Below are 23,622 nucleotides of genomic sequence, written 5' to 3' on the forward strand. Positions count from 1 at the left end.
CTGCGTTGGTGTTTTAAAGGGTTGGCTCCATATCTTCAATTATAACCCGTGGATCTTGTGAAAAATAACGCATAAGAGAGTTAGCGTCAGTGCTCTTTTTCGCAATTAATCGAAAATTAATTTCATAATTTGCACCTTGATCTAACTTGCCTGATACCGCTTTTTTTGGATTATCAGCTAATTGTTTACTCAATTCGGTTGATAAAGCGTGATGCGGTAAAATACTGGATATTGTGACAATTAGTGATTTTCCATCGTTGGCAACAATACTATTGAGTTGATAATTGAAGTTGTCTTTAGCATCTGAAAAATAGCTACCGTTTTCGGCAAAAGCCCACTCTGATTTGTTTGCAAGTTCGAAATAGAGATTCAGACTACCACCTGCAATAAGATCTTTGTAATTTACTTTAATTTCTTCTGCACTTGCTCCAGACTGAGAAGTGAGCTCCCATTGGCCATGGTCATTGGGAATAACAAAAAAGCTGAGATCATTCATGATATAAAGTCCTGTTTTGAAATTGAAGAGCTGCTTATTTATTTGATAAGCAGCTATTACTATAGGCTATCTAGCAAGAACCCCAAATCGTGCCAGTCCATAACGGACTGTTGTTTGCGTATACCGTAGCTTTAATACCATTAAAAGGTGGAACACCTATGCGGAAACCACACGTTTGCATACATACTTTAACCGATGTACCGCTTGGAATGGGCAAACTGACTGAAAAGCAAATATTGCCGACTATTGGAAAGTTTACGCAAATTTTGCCATTTTCATAGCTTGCACCAACACATGCTGAAATCTGTGCGGCTAAAGTCGATGGATGAAACTCAAGAGGTTGATTAGATGCCGCTTCGCTTGTTGCTAGACTAACTGAATGATCTTGGGTTAGGTCCGGCACTAGGCTATTGTTTTTATCACCGTTACACATGGTAAAATTCTCCTTGCTAAATTTTAAAGGTGGTAATAAGCAAATGAAATTCTGAAAGTTAATTAGCTTATTGCCTGTTTGTGCAAGGAAAAGAATAGATAGATCTGTTTTAGGTTGTTATTACAGATTATTACATGGTTGGTTTTTTATTAAATATCAATCGATTTCTTTACATTTTACCTGTGGTAGTAGCTCGGTAGCTTTACTATCTAAATGCCGGATAAAACATTGCTTATCTTTAATTAGCAGCTCAAAGCTGTCAGGCATGTTATTAAACCCTTTATCTTGTGATTCATGCCCTTTCATATTACCTATTACCAGCACACTGTTGTTTAAAAAAGCATCTTTATCGAGGATGATTGGCTTACTGTGCATAAGTCGGGAGATTCCCTGTGCTATGAGCTCACTTTGTGGTTCTGTAAGCTGTGCATGTTGGAGTTTTGGAGTGGGCTGCTGTGTTTGATGACTACAGCTATAGAGGGCAAAGGATAAAACAAAACAGCTAAGTTGCAATTTCATAGGGGCTCCTAACGAGCAAGACTTCCTTTATGTATAGTTAGTCTTTAACTAATTTGATAGATATAACGGCTATTTTTGTTGCTCAGCTGTTGCCAAATATGATGCGTATCACACAATGAAAAATAGTGCAGCCAACAACTGCTGTAGTCTACCTCGATTTGGCAAACAGGGAAATTACTGGCAAACATAATACGTTGCTCACCAAAGTGATTTAGTAAATTCTTAAGAAGCCATCGATGCGTGTCTTTACTCAATGAGCTAAATTCTAGTCCTGAAAATTTAATAGCAATATTATTGCAGCGGCTTAATTTAGTGATTGCCTTTAACCAGTGCTCTGGGTTTTTGATAAAACCTAAGTGATTAATCACTACACGTAATGAAGGAAGAGCATGGCAGTATGTAATGAGCTGTTCGGTTACTGCATGGTTTTCAATTTCAAATTGGGTTTCAAACAGTAAGTTTTCGGCGGCTAGATAGGCAAGATTTTCAAGGCTGTTTGGTGCACATAATCGCGTCGCATCATCACCTTCGGTAATATCACGAATACCAACAAGCGTTGGTTGCCTAAGCTCAGTCATTGCGTTTATAAACTGGCTATTAGGGGCATCAATCTGACTATAGCTAATGGCTTTATAAGCAAAATCTTTTAAATGTGTTGCAAGCCAATTAAGCTCCTTTATTGGCGCTTGATTGTCAAAGCCTGCTTCAATATGTACAAGCGCTTCTAGCTCAAATGAACAGGCTGATTGCAGTTGCTCTACACTAACAGGTGCTTTTATCTGTGTAAGGTTAGGCCAGGCAGGGGGATGCTCGCCTTGTAGCCAAATGTATTGACCCTCGTTGAGGTTAAAAAAGTGTATATGAGGGTCAATAATTTTGTCGCTCATTGCGTGGTGTATCCACCATCAATACTTTGCAAGCTACCGGTGATAAAGCTGGCTTCTGGGCTTATCAAAAAGTTTATCAAAGCAGCTATTTCTTCAGGCTGCCCTAAACGGTTTAAAGGTTGCAATGCAGCTTCTTCGGCAACAATATCAGCTTTACTAGCACCGCTTCTTTGGCAGTAAGCATCAATCGCGTTATGAAATAATGGGGTTTCAATGGTGCCTGGGCACACTGCATTCGCGCGAATATTAAACGCGGCATAATCCAGCGCAGTGGTTTTTGCCATTGATGCAAGCGCATGTTTTGTTAAATTATAAGCAAATGAGTTTGGTTTGCCGATAATCGCCTGATCAGAGGCAACCAATACGATGCAGCCCCCTTGTTGGCTTTTCATGCTAGGTAACACAGCTTGAATTGCAGCATAGGCACCTTTCACATTGAGCGCAAACAGGGCGTCAAACGTTGCTTCATCGGTGTTTTCAATGTTGGCACTTAAATGGCGACCTGCGTTTGATATTAACGCATCAACTCGGCCTGTTTCTGCAATTATTTCGTTAATCACAGATTTAACTTGCACAGCATCACTGACATCACAGTGGCGATAGTTGCCCTCAGATGGCGTGATATCTAAGTTGTAAACTGTGTATGCTTCGCGCTCTAAGCGCTCAACAACCGCTTTGCCTATGCCTTTACTGCCACCAGTGACAATTGCAACGTTTGTCATCATTTATCCTTAGTGGCTGTGGCCACAACCGCCTTCGCCGTGCACATGGCCGTGTGATAACTCGTCGGCTGTTGCTTGGCGAACATTAACTACTTCAACATCAAATGTCAGTGTTTTGCCAGCAAATGGGTGGTTTAAGTCACAATCTGCATTGAAGCGACCTACTTTCACGATAGTCACTTGGTGGCGACCTTGGTTTGAATGCACTATTGCTGTCATACCCGGCTTCCAGACTTTTGTGTTGCCTTGTAAGTGCTTAAGTGGGATGCGTTGGATTAGGTTATCAACGCGTTCACCGTAAGATTCGCTGGGCTCAAGTGTTACGCTAAAGTTATCACCAGCTACTTTACCTTCAAGGGCTTTTTCAAGACCTGGAAGCATGCCCTCAGTACCATGGATATATGAAAGCGGCTCGCCATCTTTACTTGATTCGATTTGCTCGCCTGCTTCACTTAATGTGTAGTGAAACTCAACCGCTGAGTCTTTGCTGATTTGCATGTTTTTACTCTTTAGAATTTAAATATAAATGCCGATTTTACGCTAACCGCTTTAGCTGAGCAATCAAGGCTTTTTTAAAGAGCTTTCGATACCCGACAGTATCGTCTCGCTCGCTGGTGCATTATGTTTTGTGGGCTCGGCTTGTGGCAAATGTAATGTCAAAATCGTACCTGGTTTTAATACGCTTGTTGCATTTAACTTATTCCACATCGCGACATCCTTGTGGGGGACATCATAGAGCCGGCTAATGCGCCAAATAGAGTCACCGGGTTTGACTTGATAATCAACTGCAACAGTGGGAATTGTTGGTTCGTTTTGCTCTAGATAAGGGCTAATTTTATAATCGACCAACAAGGACTTCTGTATTGTCTGTGGTTTATTTAAGTGGAGCTGTTCACCAACCTTTATTAGATTTGAGGCTTTATTATTTAATTTTTTCAGCGCCTCGACTGACATGCTAAAGCGCCGTGCAATACTGTATAAAGTATCGTCTTTTTGTACTGTGTATTGGCCTGCAAAGTTATTACGGAATAGTTTGCTCTGTAGTATGGTTTGTTGCTCCATTGGGAGTAATAAAGTATGTGGGCCATTAGGCGAACTTTGGTTTTTTAAGTAACCAGGGTTAAGTTTGTGCAATTGACTGCGGCCGATTCCAGATAGGTTTGCAATCACAGAAAACTCAAATTGTTGGCCAACATTAAATTCAGTAGTCAGTGGTTTATTGACCAATTTTGGGCGCTTAAAGCCTTTTTCAGGATGCCTCACTAAGTAGCTGAGGGCTAATAATTTGGGTATATAATCTGCGGTTTCTTTTGGTAATGAGAGCGACCAGTAATCGGTTTTTTTTCCTCGTTTTTTATTGTCTTTAATGGCTTTCTTTACTCGACCCTCACCACTGTTATAGGCTGCTAATGCATGAAGCCAATTACCATTAAAGCGCTTGTGTAGGTAGCTTAAGTAAGCGAGTGCAGCATCGGTTGAAGCTAAAATATCTTGACGACCATCATACCATTGGTCGCTTTGCACACCGAAATGATAGGCCGTTGCGCCTACCAATTGCCATATTCCCACCGCATGTTCTGAGGAGCGAACTGTGGGTCTAAAATCACTTTCAACAAAGGGTAACAGTGCAAGCTCCATAGGGAGGTTTTGCTTTTCGACACGTTTAACAATGTGATAAAGATAAGGAGCGGCTCTACGATTCACTGTTTCGAGATACTCAGGCTGTTTTAAATACCACTTTACACGTGCAGTAGTCTGTTTATTGGTTTGAAAAACCAAAGAGAGATTATTTGCTATATGTTGCCATAAGTCATCAGAAGTTGGCTCAGAGGCTGGAATACTTACTTTGGATGACGGTAGCGCAGCGGTGGGTGATACATCTAATTGCTCACTGGTTTTTTCTTGATAGCTTAAGTTAGGCTCAAAGTGGTTAAAGATCTTTGGCTGATCATCTTGATTTTGTTGCGATTCTTTCTTAGTGGTTTGGCATCCTTGTAAACTAATAAATATGCATAGCAATAGAAAATATTTCAAACGTAATAGAGCCATATAATAAAATCCCTTTATTATTTTAGCGCTATTTTGAAGTTTTAGCCTGCTTTAGTCCAGCCTCAAGAAACATATTAAATGCACGTTCGCCAATTTCGTCGCTCTGATAGCTTTGTTTTATGGTTATAGGGAATGTTGTTATTAACTCTTCTACGGGGGCATTCGGCTGAGCTTTTACCTGCTCTTCAATCGTACTTAAAAATGCAATTGGTTTTGCAAGCATCGCGGGTGTGAGCTTTTCGCCATGGCCAGGTAAAATGGTTGTGATGGTTTTACTTTGCGCAAGCTGTGTGAGTGCGTTAAGCCACGGTGTTAGTTGTCCATGACCTGGATAAGGCAGGCTATCAACCATATCGCCACCCAATAAGATTTGGCCATTATCAGCAAGTAAGGTTAAATCACCATATGTGTGCGCGTGATAGGGCTCAATGATAATTGGGTAATTGCCTAGGTCAAGCTTGGTTTGTTCAGCGATGATAAGTCCGGGCTCTTTAAGCGATAACTCACGCCAGCGTAACAAACGTTGTTTCGCAAGCGTTAACTTTTCTCGCCATGTGTGTTGTTGTTCCTTGGGCAGGGTGGCAAGGCGCTGGTAGCTAAGCTCAATACTTTTTTCATAGCTATCAAGCTTATCAGTAAAGGCACGTTGTACATGTGCAAAGTTTTCTGCAACCTGTTGATGAACTATGAGCTTTGCTGTGGGGAATTGTGCTTGTAGTACGGCCATGCCAAGGAGGTGGTCGTCATGATAATGGCTGCCAACCAGATAACATAAAGGTGTTTTCAAACGCTGCTTTAGAGTGCTGGCTAGTTGCTCCACGGCTGCAAAGTCGCCACTGGCATCGAACATTAATGCACACTCTTTTCCTTCGATAAGAACTTGGTTCGAATCGTAAAAGCGTAGCTTAGCTTGTTGCTTTAAAAATTGAATTTCTGGTGTAATGGAATGCCAAGTAACATGGGCATTCACGGTAAAACAGGCAGAAAATAAAGCCGTTATAATTCCTTTTAGAAAAGCACTCGTACGCATTGTTAATTCGCTCGTTTATTATTCGAATGGAGAGTGTAAACAAAAAAAGCGCGAAATGCGCTTTTTTAAGGATCTAAATGTTGGCTTAGCTTATCGATTAATGAGTCATGCTGTTGCTCTTGTTTTGCTTGTTGCGATTTGACTTCGAGCAACTCATGACTCAAGTGCAACGCGGCCATTAATAAGGCTTTTTGTTCGTTTCGAACAGCAGAGCGTTGCTTCATTTGTTCCACTAAGTCATTTAAATGTTGAGCTGCACCAACGAGCGCTTTTTCCTGCCCTTCAGGACAAGAAAACTCATGCTCTTTGCCAAGCAGCTCGACGGCGACACGCTGACTTTGTGGAGTGGCCATTAGCTAGCCTGATTAGCGCTTTGTAGTTTTTCAAGTAAGCCTGTTAATGTGCTGCTGGCATCCTTTTGCTTTTCTTCACTTTCAAGTACTTCAAGTTGTAGTGTTTCGTTTTCATCAAGTAACTTGGCGGTTTGCTCTTTTAAGCTTTTAACTTCGCTTTCAAGTTCGCTATTTCGGTTAATTAGTTTGTCGATCAGTTGTTCGAGTTGGGAAAGAGTTTCGTTATTCATAAATGCGCTCATAAAACTGTGATTATTGTCATGCAAATGTAAAGGAAACTGTATCGATATGCCAGCATTTACGCCTGTTTTAGCGCATTTTTATTAAAAGTTAAGCTTCAATTCAGTCTCGGGGCATTTTTATTCATTTATGGTTCACTCAGTGCTGAGTATTTAGGATCATTATCGGTTTATCGTGTACAATGAGGTCATCTATTTTTTGCGCACATTCGTATTTGGCGACTTATAAATATGCTTAGTTACCGACACTCTTTTCATGCAGGAAACCCTGCTGATGTAGTTAAACATCTAGTTTTAGCGGAAGTTCTTAAATATCAAACAATCAAAGACAAGCCACTTGATTATATTGATACGCATTCTGGGGCTGGCTTTTTTGAACTTGCAGGAAGTGATGCACAAAAAACACAAGAGTACTTAGAAGGCATCGCTAAACTTTGGCAACATCGCAGTGAGCATAGCGCACTTAATGAGTATATCGAACTAATTAAGTCGTTTAATCAACAGGGGGATTTAGATTTCTACCCAGGCTCACCAAAAATAGCTGAACACTTCTTACGTCGCCAAGATAAAGGCTGGTTCTTTGAGTTACATCCACGTGATTTAGAACTATTGCAAAATAATATGCAAGGTAAGCGTTCTATTCGGGTACGTGGCGAGAACGGTTTTCAAGGGCTTGTGGGCTTATTGCCTCCTGCGTCACGTCGTGCTTGTGTATTAATTGATCCACCGTACGAAATTAAAGCTGACTACGACACGGTTGTTAATACTATTATTAAGGCTTATAAACGTTTTGCAACGGGTACGTATATGATTTGGTATCCAGTTGTTGACCGTGAACGTATCGATAGAATGGAAGCTGGTTTAATTGATTCTGGTGTGCGCAATATTCAGTTATTTGAATTAGCAACGGAGGCTGATACTGAGGTTCATGGTATGACGGCCTCTGGTATGATAGTCATTAACCCGCCTTGGAAATTAAAGCAAACCATGGACGCTATCTTGCCTGAGTTAGTAGAATTACTTGCACAAAACAGCGGTTTTTATCGCAGTGAACAACTGGTTGACGAATAACTTTATTTTAAATAAAACGCCCAGTTTTTACTGGGCGTTTTTGTTTATAGACTAATTCATATAGGTTGCAGTAAACGTTGCCAATGGCTCGTTGCTATCATCAAGTAAAACTAATTGCTCACCATTAATTGAAAACTGTGCTGTTGATGCCAATAAGGCTGACATTGCAGCTTCAATATCCATTTGCTCTACACACATTTTTTTAGTGTTTGCGAGTGGGTTGAAAGTGAGCGTTTGTTGATTTACTTCATAGCTTCCTGAGAAGCTATTACACCCTAAGAAGCCGTGAGTTGAGCCATCATCTTTAAATTGAACAAAGGGTTCTTTTGTTTCAACGTTAACGGGCTCACCAGCAATTGTTACTGCTTTCCAGTAGGTGTTAGTTAATGTTACATCTGGCTTTTTAGCGGATACCTTAGAGACAGTGACTTTGTATACATCGTCCATTGCGTTTTCTGAAAATGGATTATTATGGGTTGTGCTGATGTAAAGCAACTGACCTTGGTTTTCTATGCGGGCACTGACGCTGTAACGGTGACGATCGGCAATTTTACTTTCGTCATATTCCAGTGCCACGTTATAAGGTGGAGCCCCATTTAATTGTACTTCCTGCTCACTGATCACATCCGCTTTTGCATCCATCTTCGATACATCGGCCAGCTGTACTTTTAGCACTGAGCCTGGTGGCAACATGCTACGATCTAAATAAGTCACCTGGGTATTGAGTGTTTTCATTGTTGATTGCTCAGCTTGCGGCTCAGCTGAATCTTCACTACAACCGCTTAATACTAAGCTGCTGCCTAATATCATTAAGCTACACAGTGAGGCACGTTTAAAAGAGGAGAAGGTATCCGAAGCCATGATGTTTTCCTTGCGTTTGGAGGACTATCTATTAAATAGCTTAAAATTCGCAGACTTAATCATAGCTTAATTATATAAAAAATGGGCGCAAAGCCCATTTTATCAAGCGTTATTTTTTTACGTATTTAGTTAATATGACAATACGTTGGCCATCTACGCGCCCTTCAATATGTTCAGGGTTACTCGTTAAGCCGATATTTCTAACCGCCGTGCCGCGTTTAGCAACTAAACTACTGCCTTTAACATCAAGATCTTTGATAAGTGTGACAGTGTCACCCGCTTGAAGTACGACGCCGTTGCTATCGATATGTTTAATATCGTCATCTTCAGCAAGGGCCGTTTGCGCCCACTTTAGTGTGTCTTCTTCAAGGTAGATCATGTCGAGTGCATCTTGAGCCCAGCCGTTATCTGCCGCTAAGCGTTTTAGCATGCGATAGGCCACAACTTGTACTGCGGGTGTTTGACTCCACATACTGTCGTTTAAGCAATGCCAATGATTTGCAGTAAGGTCGGTATTGTTTTCAATTTGATCTTTGCAGGTTTGGCAAACATAAATGCATTTATCAGAGTGAGCCTCTGTAACGGGTGGCACTTCGTAAACAGATAAATTATCAGTTGCTGTGCAAAGTTCACATTGGTTATTACTACGTTCAATAAGGGCTTGTTCAATGCTCATGGGAGGCTCTTTTCAGTTTGGAAGACTAATGCCAATTGCTTTATTAAATGATCTATCTTAAAGCAAATCGCTAATAACAGCGCCCTAGTATAACAAAACCGCAGTTAAAGCGGAATAACCTTGTTTAATGTAAGGGTATGGTTTTTGTGTACTTGCTAATAATGGCTTCGATAGTGCCCTCTTTTTTTAAACTACGAATGGCTTCATTTATGGCAGGTAGCATGGCTTGATGCTCTGATCTAAGCCTTATTTGTAAGTAACCGTTCGAGTGCTGTGCACCAAATGCAATAGAGATGTTCAATTTGTTTGCCCAGTACTTCGCACTGAGCTTATCGATAATAATGACCTCTATTCTATTCATTTTTAACGCTTTTATTAGTTCTTTTTCAGAATGAAAGTCCACGCGCTTAAAACGTGTATCATCATAATAGTAATAACCAAGGACTGTTCCGACTGGTTGTTTATTGAGGTGGCTTAATTGTTGCCAGTTTTGGATATTTTCCTCAAGGCTAACGAGGTACTCTTCAATTGCGAATAAGTTCTCAGAATAACTAAATAGATCACTTTTTTGCTCCTGCTCACTTAGCCACGCACGGCTGATAACATCAAAGTCAATATTGCCTAAATGAAGGTATTTAACCGTACGCTTAGCCGGTAACTCTATGTGCTTGGCTTTAATATTTGCGCGGGCAAGTATTTGTGCAATAACTTCAGGAAGAATGCCAGGATTACGTCTATTGTTTATGTAATAAGGGTAAAAATTTCCAGAGCCAGTCACATTATATTTTAACACAGGAAGTTGCTTAGCCTGTGCTGTTTGTTCAGGGCTTAAAGAGAGTAAAAGCAAAAATAATGAGTAAGTTAGTCGCAATGGGTTATATTAAAAGTTTGTCATACACTGAGTGTGGTTGGATTTTTCTTGTTTGGCAAGAAAACAGCTTTCACTATACTAAGAACAATTGTAGTGTTGATTTTTACAATTAAGCGGGATGTAAAATGTCAGAATTAAATATAGAAGGAAATAAGAGTCAGAGTGTGACTCAGTATATAGCTAGGCAACCGATATTTAATGCTGATAAAACTCTCTATGCCTATGAGTTATTGTACAGAGAGTCAACTGACAACGTATTTCCTCAAGGTACAAGCGATGGTAAAGCGACGGGCCGGTTGTTTTTTAATGCGCTAATGTTAATGGGATTAGAGAAACTTACGGGCTTCCAACCTGCATTTATCAACTTGTCTACCGATGCAATATTAGACGACTTTCCAAAGCTATTGCAGCCTCAAAGTGCAGTTATCGAAATAGTTGAGCGAACAACAAGCATTCCTCACGTTGCTAAACGCATAAAACAACTAAAAGAGGAAGGTTACTTTTTTGCTCTAGATGATTATGACGGGGGCGAAAAATGGCAACCCATTTTACCGTTAATGGACTTTATTAAACTTGAAGTTGAACAGCCGGTCATCAAAACAAATATGATGATCAAAAAACTGAAACGTAGTTTTCCTAAAGCTAAAATTATTGTTGAGCGAATTGAAAGTTATGAAGAGTTTGAACAATTGAAAGCGGCAGGTTGTGATTTATTTCAAGGTTACTTTTTTGCTCGCCCTGAATTATTAACGTATGGGAATGTTGAGCCTTCAAAAGTTGCAGTGTTAGAACTATTAAATTGTACGGCTCAACCGAATATAGACTTTTCTGCAGTACAAGAGCGGGTCGCAAAAGATTTAGGGCTGACAGCGCGTATACTAAAGTTAGTTAATGCACGTTCAAGCAGTGCCCAGCAGACTATCAAATCTATTTCACAAGCTGTTATTTACTTGGGAGAAGACGCAATAAGACAATTTGTTCGCGTACTTGCTTTAAGTGAACTGGGTAATGATAAACCCTCAGAGCTGACAAAATTAGGGCTAATGCGTGCTAAATTCATAGCGTTAATGTTAGCGCCTGGTGGAAAAGAGCTGGCGGAGCAGGGCTATTTGGTCGGCATGCTATCTGTTTTAGACGCCATTTTGGATATGGAGATTGATCTTGTTGCAAAAGAGTTTTCATTAGGCTCAGAGTTGTCCAGTGCGCTGTTAAGCTTTAATGGTATGCTCGGCGGAACACTAAAACTTGTTAAAGCTGTAGAAGAAGAGCATTGGCAGCTAGCCGATGAATTACTTGTGATGATTCGTCCCGCGTCAAAAATGGATGTTGTCTATGATGCCATGTACGAATCAAGGGCCTATGCTGATGATGTATTTTCTGCGCTGTCCTTAGTTACTGACTCGGCTGGTTGAGTTAGTTATCATATCTAGCCTATTTATTTTTTGGTTAGTTAAGATGCGTATTATACTCCCTGTTATTACCATTATTATTGCTTTAGCTTTGCTCATTCCTGGAATAACTCAGCCAGTGTTGACTTTAGAAGGTAAAATAAACAAGTCGGAGCTGGCTAAAACAGGTATTGAAATGATTGCCGACGAAGGCGACAGAAATACCCGTAGTGTATTAATGATGGCATCCAGCATGTTAGGGCTTGATAAGCTTGAAGGTGAAATAGATGCCTACAAAAAAACACGCAGCATTTGGGGCACAGTGAATGAGCTTGCCAACAATAAAAATTATTTGGTGGCAGCACTGATTGCTGTGTTTTCAATTGTTATCCCCACATTAAAATTACTGATGCAGTTAGTTTATTGCTTTTTACCAGCGAACAAACTTAAGTATTTACTTGGTCAACTAATACAGGGGTTAAGTAAATGGAGTATGGTTGATGTGTTTGTGATTGCATTGATTGTGGTCTATTTAGCTGGTAATGCCGATGGGCAAATGGGTGAGCTTATAAAAATGCACGCCGAATTAGGTGATGGTTTTTGGTATTTTACTGGCTATTGCCTGTTTGCTATTGCAGCAACTAGCAGCATAAAAATAGCTAAACCCTTGTCGAGCGCGTAAATTTCGGGCTACAATCTGGGCGGTTAATTTTTAAGGTATGATGATGGCGCGACTTTCAAGCTACTTATTGATAGTTATGATGCTGCTCACTTTTGTGGGTCAGTCAGTTGCGTCTGTTGCTATGGTGTGTGATATGCCACATGCCAGCATGCAAATGAACCATCATGCAAATATGAATGCCGACAGCGACATGAGCGAGATGGACTGTTGCCATGAAGATATCATGGACAACAGCGATTGTGCGTGTCCGTTCAATGCTTGTACAGCTCACTCACTCCTCCCTCTAAATAGCCTAGTTGTTAGTTCAATTAAGCAATCTGAAAAAGTCACCGTGTTAGGCGTAAACCAACTTAGCTTTCATATAAGCTCCTTATACCGTCCACCTATTACTGCTTAAGCAGGATAGGTCTGTCTAAAATTCAGCATCACGCTGCAAGAACACCTCATTCTGCACCCTAAATCTATTGTTTTTTTACCATTATTTAAGATTTTTGGAGCATGTGATGATTCACAGCAAATTGATTAAGGCGCTTTATCTAGGCGCAGTTTTGATAACCTCAAGTTTAGTGAAAGCAGAGCCTTTGACACTCAATCAGGTGATTGATTATGCATTGACTCACGAGCCTTGGTTGCAGGCAAATAAATACCAGCAACAGGCAATAGAAGCGCAAAGCATTGCTGCAGGTACCTTACCAGATCCGGTATTAACTGTTGGCCTAATGAACTTACCAACCGATGGCTTTGCCTTTGACCAAGAAGGTATGACGCAATTCAAAGTGGGCTTATCACAACAATTTAGTCGTGGTGATAGTCTTGCCCTACAGCAGCAAGCATTACAGCAATCGGCTGAGCAATACCCTTGGCTTAGAGCTGACCGCCAAGCACAGGTTAAAGCCATTGTTAGCGAAGCATGGCTAAACGCCTACCGTGCACAAAAAAGCATTCAATTAATCAACCAAGATAAAGCATTATTCAATCAACTCATTGATATAACAGAAGCAAGCTATGCCAATACACTTGGTGCGACTCGCCAGCAAGATATTATTCGCGCTCAGTTAGAGCTAACACGCCTTGAAGATAAGCTGGTGATGCTTGAGCAGCAGTTTGATAGTGCCAAAAAGCGACTGGCGCAATGGCTACCTATTGACATGCTAAATGGTGCAGTGAGTGATGAAAGTACCAAAGTGACCGCATTAATGCCTTATCAAGAGCTCGCCCCATCGGGTGTCACTGAAGTGTTGATGGGGCACCCAGCAATGATTGCTATTGAACATGCACTACGTGCTAAAAACACCCAAGTGCAAGTGGCGAAAGAAGCGTATAAACCTCAATTTGGTATGAATTTAGGCTATGGCTATCGTGACGATACCCCGATGGGGGACTCTCGCGCTGACTTATTCTCAATTGGCGTTAGTGTTGATTTACCGCTATTTACCGACAACCGTCAAGATCAACACGTCAATGCTGCAATTGCCAGCGCAGAGGCGGTAAAAACCAACAAACTTATTACCTTACAAAAGCTGCAAGGACAGTACTTTAAAGAACTCAGTCAGTTGAGTCGACTCGCGAAGCGCAAAGCATTGTATCAACAACAGCTATTACCGCAAATGGCTGAGCAAGCTGAGGCAACACTTAATGCTTACACCCATGATGATGGCGACTTTTCAGAAGTGATGCGTGCTCGCATCAGCGAACTAAACGCGAAAATAGATGCGTTAAATATTGAAGTCGATAAACAAATTACCCTCGCTCGCCTTAACTATTACGCAGCAGCAAAAGATAACCGCATAAATGCAGCACAAAGCCAAGGAGCTAGCAATGAATAACACAGTGAAATTAGTTGTCGCTTTGGCGGTCGGTGCAGCATTGGCAACGGCTGTAAATAAGCTTGCTGAGCCAGATCATGCACAAATGCCAAGCGCTGAGAAAAAACCACTATATTGGGTGGCACCTATGGACAGTAATTATCGCCGTGATGAACCAGGTTTATCACCGATGGGTATGGAATTAGTACCCGTTTATGAGGAACAAAGCAGCGCTGAAGACAGCCCAGGTACCGTGAGAATTTCTCCCGCGGTCGTTAATAACTTAGGAGTAAGAACAGCACCTGTGCGTTTTAAATCATTACAAACTACCGTTGATACGGTTGGCTATGTGCAATACGACCAAGACCAACTCGTGCATATTCATCCTCGTGTTGAAGGCTGGATAGAAACCTTATATGTCAAAGCTGCGGGTGACCAAGTTAAGCAAGGCGAGCCTCTTTATACCTTGTATTCTCCACAACTTGTGAATGCACAAGAAGAGCTACTGCTTGCCCTTAAACGTAACAACACGGTGCTTATTCGTGCTGCAAAAGCGCGTTTGGCATCACTGAATGTTTCAGACGATTTTATTGCACGATTAGAGCAAAGCCAAAAGGTTAGGCAAAACATTACCTTTTATGCCAAGCAAAGTGGCGTATTGGATGAGCTAAATATCCGCGAAGGTTTTTATGTGAAACCAGGCACAACCATGATGAGTATTGCTCACTTAGAAGAAGTATGGGTTGAAGCTGAAGTTTTTGAGCGTCAAGCAGGACTTATTCATAAAGGCTTGCCAGTGACTATGACACTCGATTACTTACTAGGGCAACGCTGGCAGGGTAAGGTCGATTATATTTACCCAACCCTTGATGAGAAAAACCGTACCCTGCGTGTGCGCTTACGTTTTGCCAACCAAGATGGCTTACTAAAACCGAATATGTTTGCTGAAGTGAGTATTACCACCAAGCCAACTGAGCCGCAATTAGTCATCGCAAAAGAAGCGGTGATCCGTACGGGTAGCCAGGACCGTGTCGTGATTGATTTAGGCGAAGGGCGCTTTAAGTCAGTCGCCGTGACACTAGGTCGCAGTGATAATCATGACGTCGAAATTTTATCGGGCTTATTGAAAGACGATAACGTAGTGGTTTCAGCACAGTTCTTAATAGACTCAGAATCAAGCAAAAGCTCTGACTTTATGCGTATGCAAGAGCCTGATAGCGATAGCGCAATGGTAAACGGGGTTATCAACAGCATTGACCGCGAAGCCAGAACTGCGGTGATTAGTCGTGAGGCTATCCCTAAGTGGGGCCGCGATGCCGCAACCATGGAGTTTCATTTTTCGCCGCGTATCGATATGTCTAGTTTGCAAAGCGATGATGAAGTGCATTTTACCTTTAAGTTAGTGGACGGTGAGTTTGTGATTTTTGACATCATGACCCTAAGCCACCCTATGCAAGGAGAAATGCAATGATAGCTGCCGTGATCCGTTGGTCAGTCGGTAATCGCTTCTTTGTATTACTGCTGTCTTTAATGTTGGCGGGCTTTGGAATTTTTTCTTTAAAAAATACCCCAGTTGATGCCTTGCCTGACTTATCTGATGTACAGGTTATTGTAAAAACGTCTTACCCAGGACAAGCGCCACAAGTGGTGCAAGACCAAGTAACGTTTCCGATCACCACGGCGATGTTGTCGGTGCCTGGGGCTGAAACAGTAAGGGGTTTTTCGTTTTTTGGTGATTCTTACGTATACGTTATTTTTAATGAAGACACTGATCTTTACTGGGCCCGTAGTCGAGTACAAGAATATTTGAGTCAAGTAAGTGCTCGCTTACCTGATTCAGCAAGGCCCGAGCTTGGGCCTGATGCAACAGGGGTGGGTTGGATTTACCTGTATGCGCTAGTGGATAAAACCGGTAAGCACGATATTAGCCAGCTACGAAGTCTGCAAGATTGGTTTTTAAAGTTTGAACTGCAAACGGTACCAGGTGTATCAGAAGTGGCGTCTGTTGGCGGTATGATTAAGCAGTATCAGGTTAATGTCGACCCAGATAAATTGCGTGCTTATGGTATTCCGCTGAGTTTAATTCAAACAGCGATTAAGCAAGGTAACCAAGAGCGTGGTGCTTCTGTGGTCGAAATGGCAGAAGCAGAATACATGGTATCGAGCACAGGTTACATCAAAAGTGTCGCCGATTTAGAGGCTATTCCGCTGGGTACTAATGCCAATGGTACGCCATTGCAATTACGCGATGTTGCCGATATAAAACTTGGGCCGCAAATGCGCCGTGGTATTGCCGAACTAAACGGCGAAGGCGAAGTAACTGGTGGTGTGGTGGTGATGCGCTTTGGCGAAAACGCCGAAGCAACCATCAAACTAGTGAAAGAAAAGCTAGAGTCGCTCAAAAAAGGCCTGCCTGAGGGGGTTGAAATCATCCCTGTGTACGACCGTTCAAACCTAATTACCCAAGCACTTGATAACTTAAGCTCAAAGTTAATTGAAGAACTCATTGTCGTGGCCTTAGTGTGTGTGGTGTTTTTATTCCATATACGCTCATCGATAGTAGCCATTATCACGCTGCCAATGGGCATTTTAACGGCGTTTGTGGTTATGTATTGGCAAGGTATAAACGCCAATATCATGTCGCTTGGCGGGATAGCAATTGCCATTGGTGCAATGACAGACGGTGCTATCGTGATGATCGAAAATATGCATAAGCATATGGAGAAAACCCCACTGACCGACGAAAACCGCTGGCAAGTGGTGATGGACTCAGCCGCAGAAGTCGGGCCCGCATTATTCTTTAGTTTATTAATTATCACCGTCAGCTTTATGCCCGTGTTTATTTTAGAAGCACAGGAAGGGCGTATGTTCTCGCCACTGGCTTACACAAAAACTTATGCCATGGCGGCCTCGGCTGGTCTAGCGATTACATTGGTGCCGGTATTAATGGGCTACTTTATTCGCGGTAAGGTTATTTCTGAGCAGAAAAACCCTGTGAACCGCCTATTGGTGGCGGCGTATAAACCCTTGTTAAATGCGGTGTTAAAAGCGCCGAAAACAACGCTAGTACTGGCCTTAGTGTTGGCTGTTATCGGTTTTTATCCAGTTAATAAAATTGGTAGTGAGTTTATTCCTCCTCTTGATGAGGGGGACTTGATGTACATGCCAACTACCTACCCAGGTATTTCAATTGGTAAGGCCCGTGAAATCTTACAGCAGACCGATAAGTTAATTGCCAGTGTGCCAGAGGTCGAATCGGTATTTGGTAAGGTAGGTCGTGCGGATACTGCGACAGACCCCGCGCCGCTCACCATGATCGAAACCTTTATTCAGTTAAAGCCAAAGTCACAGTGGCGCGAGGGTATGACAACCGAAAAACTGAAAAAAGAGCTCGATAATCTGGTTAAGTTCCCAGGGCTCACCAATGCGTGGGTTATGCCCATCAAAACCCGTATCGATATGCTTGCCACTGGGATTAAAACCCCTGTGGGGATCAAAGTGGCAGGGCCAAAGCTGAGCGAAATTCAAAAAATCGGTGAGCAAATTGAAGTCATCTTAAAAGATTTACCGGGTACCGCTTCGGTTTACTCAGAGCGCGTTGCCGGTGGTCGCTACATCAAAGTCGATATCAACCGTGAGAAAGCAGCGCGATATGGTTTGAACATTGCTGATGTGCAACAGGTTGTTGCCACTGCTATCGGTGGTATGAATGTGACTGAAACCGTTGAAGGGCAAGAGCGTTACCCAGTTAACTTGCGTTATCCGCAAGATTATCGCGACTCGCCTGAAGAGCTTAAGTTGTTACCGATAGTGACACCAAACGGACAGCGTATCGCATTGGCCGACGTAGCCCATGTCTTTATTGAAGATGGTCCGCCGGGTATTAAAAGTGAAAATGCGCGCATCAATGGCTGGAGCTTAATTGATATTGAAGGCAGTGATATCGGCAGTTACGTTGAGCGTGCGCAACAAGCACTGCATCAGCAACTCGAGCTGCCAGCCGGTTATTCAATTACTTGGGCAGGGCAATACGAATATATGGAGCGTGCAAAAGCTAAACTTAGCTACGTCTTGCCATTAACCTTAGCGATAATTGTGGTGCTGCTATACCTCAATTTTAGAAGCTTTACTGAGGTGGCAATGATCATGCTGACCTTACCGCTTGCGATGATAGGCGGTATTTGGCTGATGTATCTGGAAGGTTTTAACTTCTCTGTTGCTGTTGGAGTCGGCTTTATTGCGCTTGCGGGGGTTGCCGTTGAAATTGGCGTAATCATGCTGGTTTATCTCAATCAAGCTTATCAAGATGCCAAAGCGCAATCAGCACAGTTTACGGTGACAGAGCTGCGCCAAGCAATTATCAATGGTGCTGGCCTTCGGGTTAGACCTGTGATGATGACAGTGGCAACCATTATCATTGGTTTACTGCCAGTGCTGTATGGTACAGGAACGGGTAGCGAGGTGATGAGCCGAATAGCCGCGCCTATGGTCGGTGGTATGCTAAGTGCTGTTGTGTTAACGCTTTTAGTCTTGCCTGCGCTTTATTTTATATGGCGTAAACGACACCTATAAATTTTACAGTGGGTGTGTAACTTGTACGTTCTTCTTACTATAAGTTACATACCTTTATGTTTAAGATTCTGATATTAATTGAGTTTTTTGCTGGTGTGATTTATGCAATGTCTAATTAAATTGATTTTAGTAAGGAATGCACATGCAAGTTAAAACAATACAACAGGTTTATGATTGGACTGTGATGTTTCACACCCAGATGGCAGCGAACTTTCACAGTGTTAAAGATTTATTAGACGAGCATAATCAAATGCTGGTGGATTATTATCTGCAATATGAGAAAAAGCTTGCCGAAGACTTGGTTGGCTTTAAAGCGATTACTGAAATAAACACCCTAGATACGTATTGCTACGAGTATTTTGCTGAAAATCCTGAACTTATTACTTTCAAAGATATTAGCACTGATCAGCAAATAGATGAAAAAGCTATTCAAGTCTACTTAACTTCACAACACCAGAAGGTTATTGATCTATATGAATATTTAGTATCTCGCGCTGAAACCTCTGAAACGATTGAGAAGCTTGAGCGTTTACTTGAGCTGGAACAGCAAGGTTTAAAACAAATGATGCAAAGTTCTAACCGTCATATGGATATGTAAAGTTCTAACCGTCATATGGGTATATATTTAATGAAAATCGAGTAAAAAGCCGACCTTTTTAAGGTATTTTTGCTCTTGTTGTAAGTCAGCCAATAGCAAGGTATGTTCTTTAAGCCAGTTGGTGTGGAACTTTAAGAACATGCTATTTTGCTTGGCTGCTACTTCAAGTTTAAAACCTTGATCGGTAATGCGCTTTTGATTCAGTAGCACTGCTAAGCGCAAAATCACAATGAGCTGTAATATTTCATAGTGTTGCATGGTGTGTAGTGTTGGGAACTCTTCTAAACGAATTTTTTTACGGTAAAAACGGATCATACAACTTAGTAGAGTTTGCTGCTGCTGCGTAAAGCCCGGCAACTGACTGTTCGCCACAATGTAGGCACTGTGTTTATGTAGCCCTGATGAATTAACCCCCAAGCCAATTTCATGTAGTTGTGCAGCCCAATCCAGTAAGTTTATATAGTCAAAGTCAGTAAGTTGCCAAGCTTCTTTGACTTGTTCAAACAGCCATTTTGCGGTTATCGATACGCGATTAGCGTGTTCTTTATCTATGGCATTACGCTCAGATAGGTTCGCTATGGTATTCGTGCGAATATCTTTATGGGCGAGCTTTTGCTGCATTTCATGAAGTAAGCCTTCACGAAGAGAAAATTCGCTGTATTGCATTGTGTTTATTTTAAATAGCCTGAATACCGCGATTAATATCGCTAAACCACCACAAATACTGATTTGTCGCTCAGCTGTGAGACCATCAATTTGCAGCGCTTGAATGTGTTTTGCAGCAATAAACTGGGTTTTCAATTCGAGTAATCTTCCTAAGGTAATTTGCTGTTGTGCTGCGTCATTAGCATTGATCATAGCAAGGATTGATTTGATTGTGCCCGATGTGCCAACCACCGATTGCCAGCCAGCCGATAAGTAGTTAGCAAAGATCACTTCAAGTTCTTGTTCGGCACGAACCTCAGCTTTGGCAAAGCGTTTAGCGGTAATTTGCCCGTCTGAAAAAAACTGCTTAGTGTAGTTAACACAGCCCATGTTGCGGCTAGCAAGTAAAGTGTGTTCGAAGTGTTTACCAATGATAAGCTCGGTACTACCGCCGCCTATGTCAATAACTAAGCGGTTTTCATCGTGATGGATGTAATGTGCGACACCTTGATAAATCAAGCGTGCCTCTTCTTGCCCTGATATTACTTCAATCGGGTAAGGGAACACTTTACTAGCTTGAGTTAAGAACGAATGAATATTTTTAGCGCGGCGTAATGTGTAAGTGGCGGCTACTTTGACATTCTCAAGTGGAAAGTCCTGTAAAGTGGCTGCGAATTGTTTCAAAATTGCCAGTGCACGCTCAATAGCTGCTTGGTTTAAATGGTTTCTATCATCCAAGCCATCAGCTAAATAAACGCGCTGCTTTTCTTTGTGTAAGACTTGCAAAGAGCCGTCGACCTCTCTTGCCACCACTAAATGAAAGCTGTTTGAGCCTAAGTCAACGGCAGCAATAGAGGGGTAATCATTCATTATTATAGTTACTTTCCCATTTTTTAAGGTGGTCATAAATAGCTATTTGTGAACGAATTTTCTTACGATTGCCACGCCGTACATAACTATTTTTTTGCTCGCTATCGATTACGCGCGCTTTAGTTCTATCTTTAAACTGTAGTTCAAGAATATCAATAATGAGCTGCTTTAATTTTGTATCATAAATAGGTGTGGCGACTTCCACACGGTGGTCGAGGTTACGGGTCATCCAATCGGCTGAGGAAATATAGACTTTCTCCTTACCATTATTGTGAAACACCATTACTCGAGGGTGCTCTAAGAAGCGGTCTACAATACTGATAATACGAATATTATCATTGCCGCTAAGTGATGACGGAACTAAAGAGCACATGCCACGTACAATAATGCGTATCTTTACCCCACGCCTTGCCGCGAAATAAAGATGATCAACGAGCTCTTTATCGACAAGGTTATTTATTTTTACTGTAATTCGGCCAGTCTTACCCTGCTCAGCATGAGTTATTTCTTTATTGATCAATGAGGTGATTGTTTCTCTGGCATTGACAGGTGAAATCATCAAGTGATCGAATTGGAATGGTTTGTAACTACTTTCAATAAATCTAAATACGCTGTCAGATTCTTCTGCTATACCTTCATGCTTAGTAAACAAGCTAAAGTCGGTATAAATCTTTGCGGTTTTTTCATGGAAGTTACCCGTACCAATGTGCGCGTATTTAACGATGCTATGTTTTTCTTTGCGATGAATGACGCACAATTTGCTGTGTACTTTTAAAGCTGGAATACCGAAGATAACTTTAATACCTGCATTACTGAGGGTTTTCGCCCATTCGATATTATTTTGCTCATCAAAGCGCGCCTTAAGCTCTACCATTACCGTGACGTGTTTACCGTTTTTTGCTGCATTTATTAGTGTAGAAACAAGGCGTGACTGGCTGGCTACACGATAAATGTTGACCTTAATCTGTGTAACATCTGGATCAAAGGCTGCTTGGCGCACAAACTCAAGTAAATGATTAAAGGTGTGATAGGGGTAATACAGTAAAATATCTTGCTCTGAGATGGCATCAAACACACTCGAGTGATTATTAAAAGCAGTACTTTGTAATGCGGGTAGGGGCTTGTTTTCTAAATACTGACGGCCAACATTAGGAAAGGCAATAAAATCACGGAAGTTACGATATCGACCACCTGGGATCAGCGCATCATGTTGGCTTATGTTAAGGCGCTTTTTCATCACTTTAAGCATTTCATCAGGCATACTTTCGTCATAAACAAGGCGCACAGGCTCGGCAGAAATTCGTTGTTTCAGGCCTTTCGACATTTTGTCGAGTAAACCTTCTTCAAGCTCATCATCTAAGTTGTATTCAGCATCGCGGGTTAGTTTTATGGCGTAGCATTGAATATCATCAAAACTAAAAAAGCTGCTAAACACGTCGCGAATAAAATAAGCGATAATGTCATCCAGCATCACAATGGTTTTATGGCGGCGTGTTTTCTCAGGTGGCAAAATAACAAAGCGAGACACACGATCAGTGGGAACTTCTAGCATCGCGTAATGGCTCTTTTGGTTAGTCATTTCGACAAACAAATAGGTCATGGTGTCGTTGATTTGGTCTGAGTAGTCTTTCTTTTCAGAGAGCAAAATCGGCAATATATGCTGCAGCACATTGTCGTGGAAAAACTTTTTCAGCCAAGTTACGTGAAATTCAGATAGTGTTTCAGGAAGTTCAACGTGAATATTGTGCTCATTTAAATCATTTAAAATATCTTTATGAATTTGATTGAACTTTTTACCAAGCTGTAGCACTTTGCTTTGGATCTGATGAAGTAAAATCTCATCTTCTTCAAAGTTCGCATCAGGAATTTTATTAAGTAAAATTCGCCGTTTCACATCCGCAACACGTACTCTGAAAAACTCATCCATGTTATTTGAATAAATGCCTAAAAAGCGCATGCGTTCAATAATTGGGTTGGATTTATCTTTTGCTTCTTGTAGCACACGCTCATTAAAAGATAGCCAGCTCAGTTCTTTGGCGAAATAGCTCATTGCTGGTGATGAGGAAGGGGTGGCATTCATCTGATTTCTCAAACATCTATTATTAAAATAAAAGATAGAGGATACAGATGACACAAGTATGACAAGCGTGTCAGTTTTGTGACACGCTTAATCTAACTTAAGTTGTAGAAGTGGTACTTGGTTTAAGCATCCTCAATATCAACAATCAAGTCAGTGGTAATTGACTCAAGCGCTGTTATTACTTCATCTTTATTCATGCCTACAGGCAATGCTACCGTTGCAACAGCACTAAAAATAGGGACTCCCCAGTTAGGTGCGCTCTGCTGTTTTGAGTTCAGATGTGTAATATTTGCGCCTTTATGGCGTATTACACTGGCGAGTTCTTGTACGATTCCTGGTCTATCGTTGCCTGTTATTACGAAATTAATTTGCTCCGTTGAGACCTCTGGAAGAATATCTGAACCACGCTCTATTCGCACTTCTAAGTGCGGCAAGCCATGCAAAGCATCTTGTAGTTCTTGTAAATGTTCCTCTGGTACAGCAGCTTCGATAATGCCTGCAAAGTGACCTGCTAAATGACTTAAATTACTCGATAGCCAATTGCCGTGATGGCTTAAAATTGTGGCCGAAATATCTTCAACGAGCCCCGGTTTATCGGGACCAAGTATGGTGATTACTAACTGCTTCATGCTTAAATCTCTATAAAATGCCTCTGAAAAAATGAAAAAGGAGGGAGGCTTTGGTTAAAATGATTCTTATTATTGAAAAATAAGTCATATTGAGTATTGATGCTGTTTGAGTATTTGTCCAATTTTTTTCATATAGTTATAAAAGA

24 protein-coding genes are annotated in these 23,622 nt (G+C 41.5%); 8 read left to right on the forward strand and 16 right to left on the reverse strand.

Going from position 1 to position 23,622, the window contains the following annotated elements:
- Positions 1 to 13 precede the first annotated feature (13 nt).
- From L0Z67_RS01495 to zapB, 10 genes are all read right to left on the reverse strand, one after another.
- A complete protein-coding gene (locus L0Z67_RS01495; RefSeq protein WP_062567194.1) occupies positions 14 to 496 on the reverse strand; it encodes a hypothetical protein in 483 nt (160 codons plus the stop codon).
- Positions 497 to 566: 70 nt separating this feature from the next.
- Positions 567 to 929, reverse strand: a complete 363-nt coding sequence (locus L0Z67_RS01500; protein ID WP_062567195.1) for a hypothetical protein — start codon at positions 927 to 929, stop codon at positions 567 to 569.
- Positions 930 to 1,085: 156 nt separating this feature from the next.
- On the reverse strand, positions 1,086 to 1,448 hold the full coding sequence (locus L0Z67_RS01505) for a hypothetical protein (protein ID WP_062567196.1): 363 nt from the start codon (positions 1,446 to 1,448) through the stop codon (positions 1,086 to 1,088).
- 44 nt (positions 1,449 to 1,492) lie between these two features.
- Complete coding sequence (locus tag L0Z67_RS01510) at positions 1,493 to 2,335, reverse strand: amidohydrolase (protein ID WP_062567197.1); 843 nt, start codon at positions 2,333 to 2,335, stop codon at positions 1,493 to 1,495.
- Positions 2,332 to 3,057 (reverse strand): SDR family NAD(P)-dependent oxidoreductase, encoded by a 726-nt coding sequence (locus tag L0Z67_RS01515; RefSeq protein ID WP_062567198.1) that lies wholly within the window; start codon positions 3,055 to 3,057, stop codon positions 2,332 to 2,334. The genes L0Z67_RS01510 and L0Z67_RS01515 overlap by 4 nt, the downstream gene beginning before the upstream one ends.
- Positions 3,058 to 3,066: 9 nt before the next feature.
- Positions 3,067 to 3,555, reverse strand: coding sequence for a peptidylprolyl isomerase (locus L0Z67_RS01520; protein WP_237128071.1), 489 nt, complete (start codon positions 3,553 to 3,555; stop codon positions 3,067 to 3,069).
- A gap of 63 nt (positions 3,556 to 3,618) precedes the next feature.
- A complete protein-coding gene (locus L0Z67_RS01525) occupies positions 3,619 to 5,091 on the reverse strand; it encodes a transglycosylase SLT domain-containing protein (RefSeq protein WP_405128701.1) in 1,473 nt (490 codons plus the stop codon).
- Positions 5,092 to 5,134: 43 nt separating this feature from the next.
- Positions 5,135 to 6,136 carry an MBL fold metallo-hydrolase gene (locus tag L0Z67_RS01530; RefSeq protein ID WP_083515230.1) on the reverse strand — a complete coding sequence of 334 codons (1,002 nt, stop codon included), beginning with the start codon at positions 6,134 to 6,136 and terminating at the stop codon, positions 5,135 to 5,137.
- 65 nt (positions 6,137 to 6,201) lie between these two features.
- Positions 6,202 to 6,489 (reverse strand): cell division protein ZapA, encoded by a 288-nt coding sequence (locus tag L0Z67_RS01535; protein ID WP_062567200.1) that lies wholly within the window; start codon positions 6,487 to 6,489, stop codon positions 6,202 to 6,204.
- Positions 6,489 to 6,719: a cell division protein ZapB gene (gene zapB, locus L0Z67_RS01540; RefSeq protein ID WP_062567201.1), complete on the reverse strand. Its 231-nt coding sequence runs from the start codon at positions 6,717 to 6,719 to the stop codon at positions 6,489 to 6,491. The genes L0Z67_RS01535 and zapB overlap by 1 nt, the downstream gene beginning before the upstream one ends.
- A 240-nt stretch (positions 6,720 to 6,959) precedes the next feature.
- On the opposite strand from zapB, the gene L0Z67_RS01545 reads away from it, so the two are divergent.
- Positions 6,960 to 7,799: a 23S rRNA (adenine(2030)-N(6))-methyltransferase RlmJ gene (locus tag L0Z67_RS01545; protein WP_062567202.1), complete on the forward strand. Its 840-nt coding sequence runs from the start codon at positions 6,960 to 6,962 to the stop codon at positions 7,797 to 7,799.
- A gap of 51 nt (positions 7,800 to 7,850) precedes the next feature.
- On the opposite strand, the gene L0Z67_RS01550 is transcribed toward L0Z67_RS01545, so the two are convergent.
- From L0Z67_RS01550 to L0Z67_RS01560, 3 genes are all read right to left on the reverse strand, one after another.
- Entirely contained in the window at positions 7,851 to 8,660 is an 810-nt protein-coding gene (locus tag L0Z67_RS01550; RefSeq protein WP_405128389.1) for an META domain-containing protein, read from the reverse strand.
- Between the two features lie 109 nt (positions 8,661 to 8,769).
- Positions 8,770 to 9,336, reverse strand: a complete 567-nt coding sequence (locus L0Z67_RS01555) for an alkylphosphonate utilization protein (RefSeq protein WP_062567204.1) — start codon at positions 9,334 to 9,336, stop codon at positions 8,770 to 8,772.
- A 124-nt stretch (positions 9,337 to 9,460) separates the two neighbouring features.
- The gene (locus L0Z67_RS01560; RefSeq protein WP_167346327.1) at positions 9,461 to 10,129 is read right to left on the reverse strand and encodes an ABC transporter substrate-binding protein; all 669 of its coding nucleotides are present in this window, start codon (positions 10,127 to 10,129) and stop codon (positions 9,461 to 9,463) included.
- Positions 10,130 to 10,332: 203 nt separating this feature from the next.
- Here L0Z67_RS01560 and L0Z67_RS01565 point away from each other — a divergent pair, with 203 nt between their 5' ends.
- The 7 genes from L0Z67_RS01565 to L0Z67_RS01595 all read left to right on the forward strand — a co-directional run bounded on the left by L0Z67_RS01565 (position 10,333) and on the right by L0Z67_RS01595 (position 19,252).
- A complete protein-coding gene (locus L0Z67_RS01565; protein ID WP_062567206.1) occupies positions 10,333 to 11,619 on the forward strand; it encodes an EAL and HDOD domain-containing protein in 1,287 nt (428 codons plus the stop codon).
- Positions 11,620 to 11,662: 43 nt separating this feature from the next.
- Complete coding sequence (locus L0Z67_RS01570) at positions 11,663 to 12,277, forward strand: paraquat-inducible protein A (RefSeq protein ID WP_062567207.1); 615 nt, start codon at positions 11,663 to 11,665, stop codon at positions 12,275 to 12,277.
- Positions 12,278 to 12,320: 43 nt separating this feature from the next.
- On the forward strand, positions 12,321 to 12,674 hold the full coding sequence (locus tag L0Z67_RS01575) for a hypothetical protein (protein ID WP_062567208.1): 354 nt from the start codon (positions 12,321 to 12,323) through the stop codon (positions 12,672 to 12,674).
- Positions 12,675 to 12,780: 106 nt separating this feature from the next.
- Positions 12,781 to 14,103: a TolC family protein gene (locus L0Z67_RS01580; protein WP_062567209.1), complete on the forward strand. Its 1,323-nt coding sequence runs from the start codon at positions 12,781 to 12,783 to the stop codon at positions 14,101 to 14,103.
- Positions 14,096 to 15,553 carry an efflux RND transporter periplasmic adaptor subunit gene (locus L0Z67_RS01585; RefSeq protein WP_405128390.1) on the forward strand — a complete coding sequence of 486 codons (1,458 nt, stop codon included), beginning with the start codon at positions 14,096 to 14,098 and terminating at the stop codon, positions 15,551 to 15,553. The genes L0Z67_RS01580 and L0Z67_RS01585 overlap by 8 nt, the downstream gene beginning before the upstream one ends.
- The gene (locus L0Z67_RS01590) at positions 15,550 to 18,654 is read left to right on the forward strand and encodes an efflux RND transporter permease subunit (protein WP_405128391.1); all 3,105 of its coding nucleotides are present in this window, start codon (positions 15,550 to 15,552) and stop codon (positions 18,652 to 18,654) included. The genes L0Z67_RS01585 and L0Z67_RS01590 overlap by 4 nt, the downstream gene beginning before the upstream one ends.
- Positions 18,655 to 18,796: 142 nt before the next feature.
- Positions 18,797 to 19,252 (forward strand): hypothetical protein, encoded by a 456-nt coding sequence (locus tag L0Z67_RS01595; protein WP_062567212.1) that lies wholly within the window; start codon positions 18,797 to 18,799, stop codon positions 19,250 to 19,252.
- 27 nt (positions 19,253 to 19,279) lie between these two features.
- On the opposite strand, the gene ppx is transcribed toward L0Z67_RS01595, so the two are convergent.
- The 3 genes from ppx to L0Z67_RS01610 form a co-directional block, all read right to left on the reverse strand.
- Positions 19,280 to 20,767: an exopolyphosphatase gene (ppx, locus tag L0Z67_RS01600; RefSeq protein WP_405128392.1), complete on the reverse strand. Its 1,488-nt coding sequence runs from the start codon at positions 20,765 to 20,767 to the stop codon at positions 19,280 to 19,282.
- Positions 20,760 to 22,847: a polyphosphate kinase 1 gene (gene ppk1, locus L0Z67_RS01605; protein ID WP_062567214.1), complete on the reverse strand. Its 2,088-nt coding sequence runs from the start codon at positions 22,845 to 22,847 to the stop codon at positions 20,760 to 20,762. The genes ppx and ppk1 overlap by 8 nt, the downstream gene beginning before the upstream one ends.
- A 122-nt stretch (positions 22,848 to 22,969) precedes the next feature.
- The gene (locus L0Z67_RS01610) at positions 22,970 to 23,476 is read right to left on the reverse strand and encodes a glycine cleavage system protein R (RefSeq protein WP_062567215.1); all 507 of its coding nucleotides are present in this window, start codon (positions 23,474 to 23,476) and stop codon (positions 22,970 to 22,972) included.
- Positions 23,477 to 23,622: the final 146 nt, after the last annotated feature.

This window comes from Pseudoalteromonas sp. PB2-1, assembly GCF_045040605.1.
GTDB classification, from domain to species: domain Bacteria; phylum Pseudomonadota; class Gammaproteobacteria; order Enterobacterales; family Alteromonadaceae; genus Pseudoalteromonas; species Pseudoalteromonas arabiensis.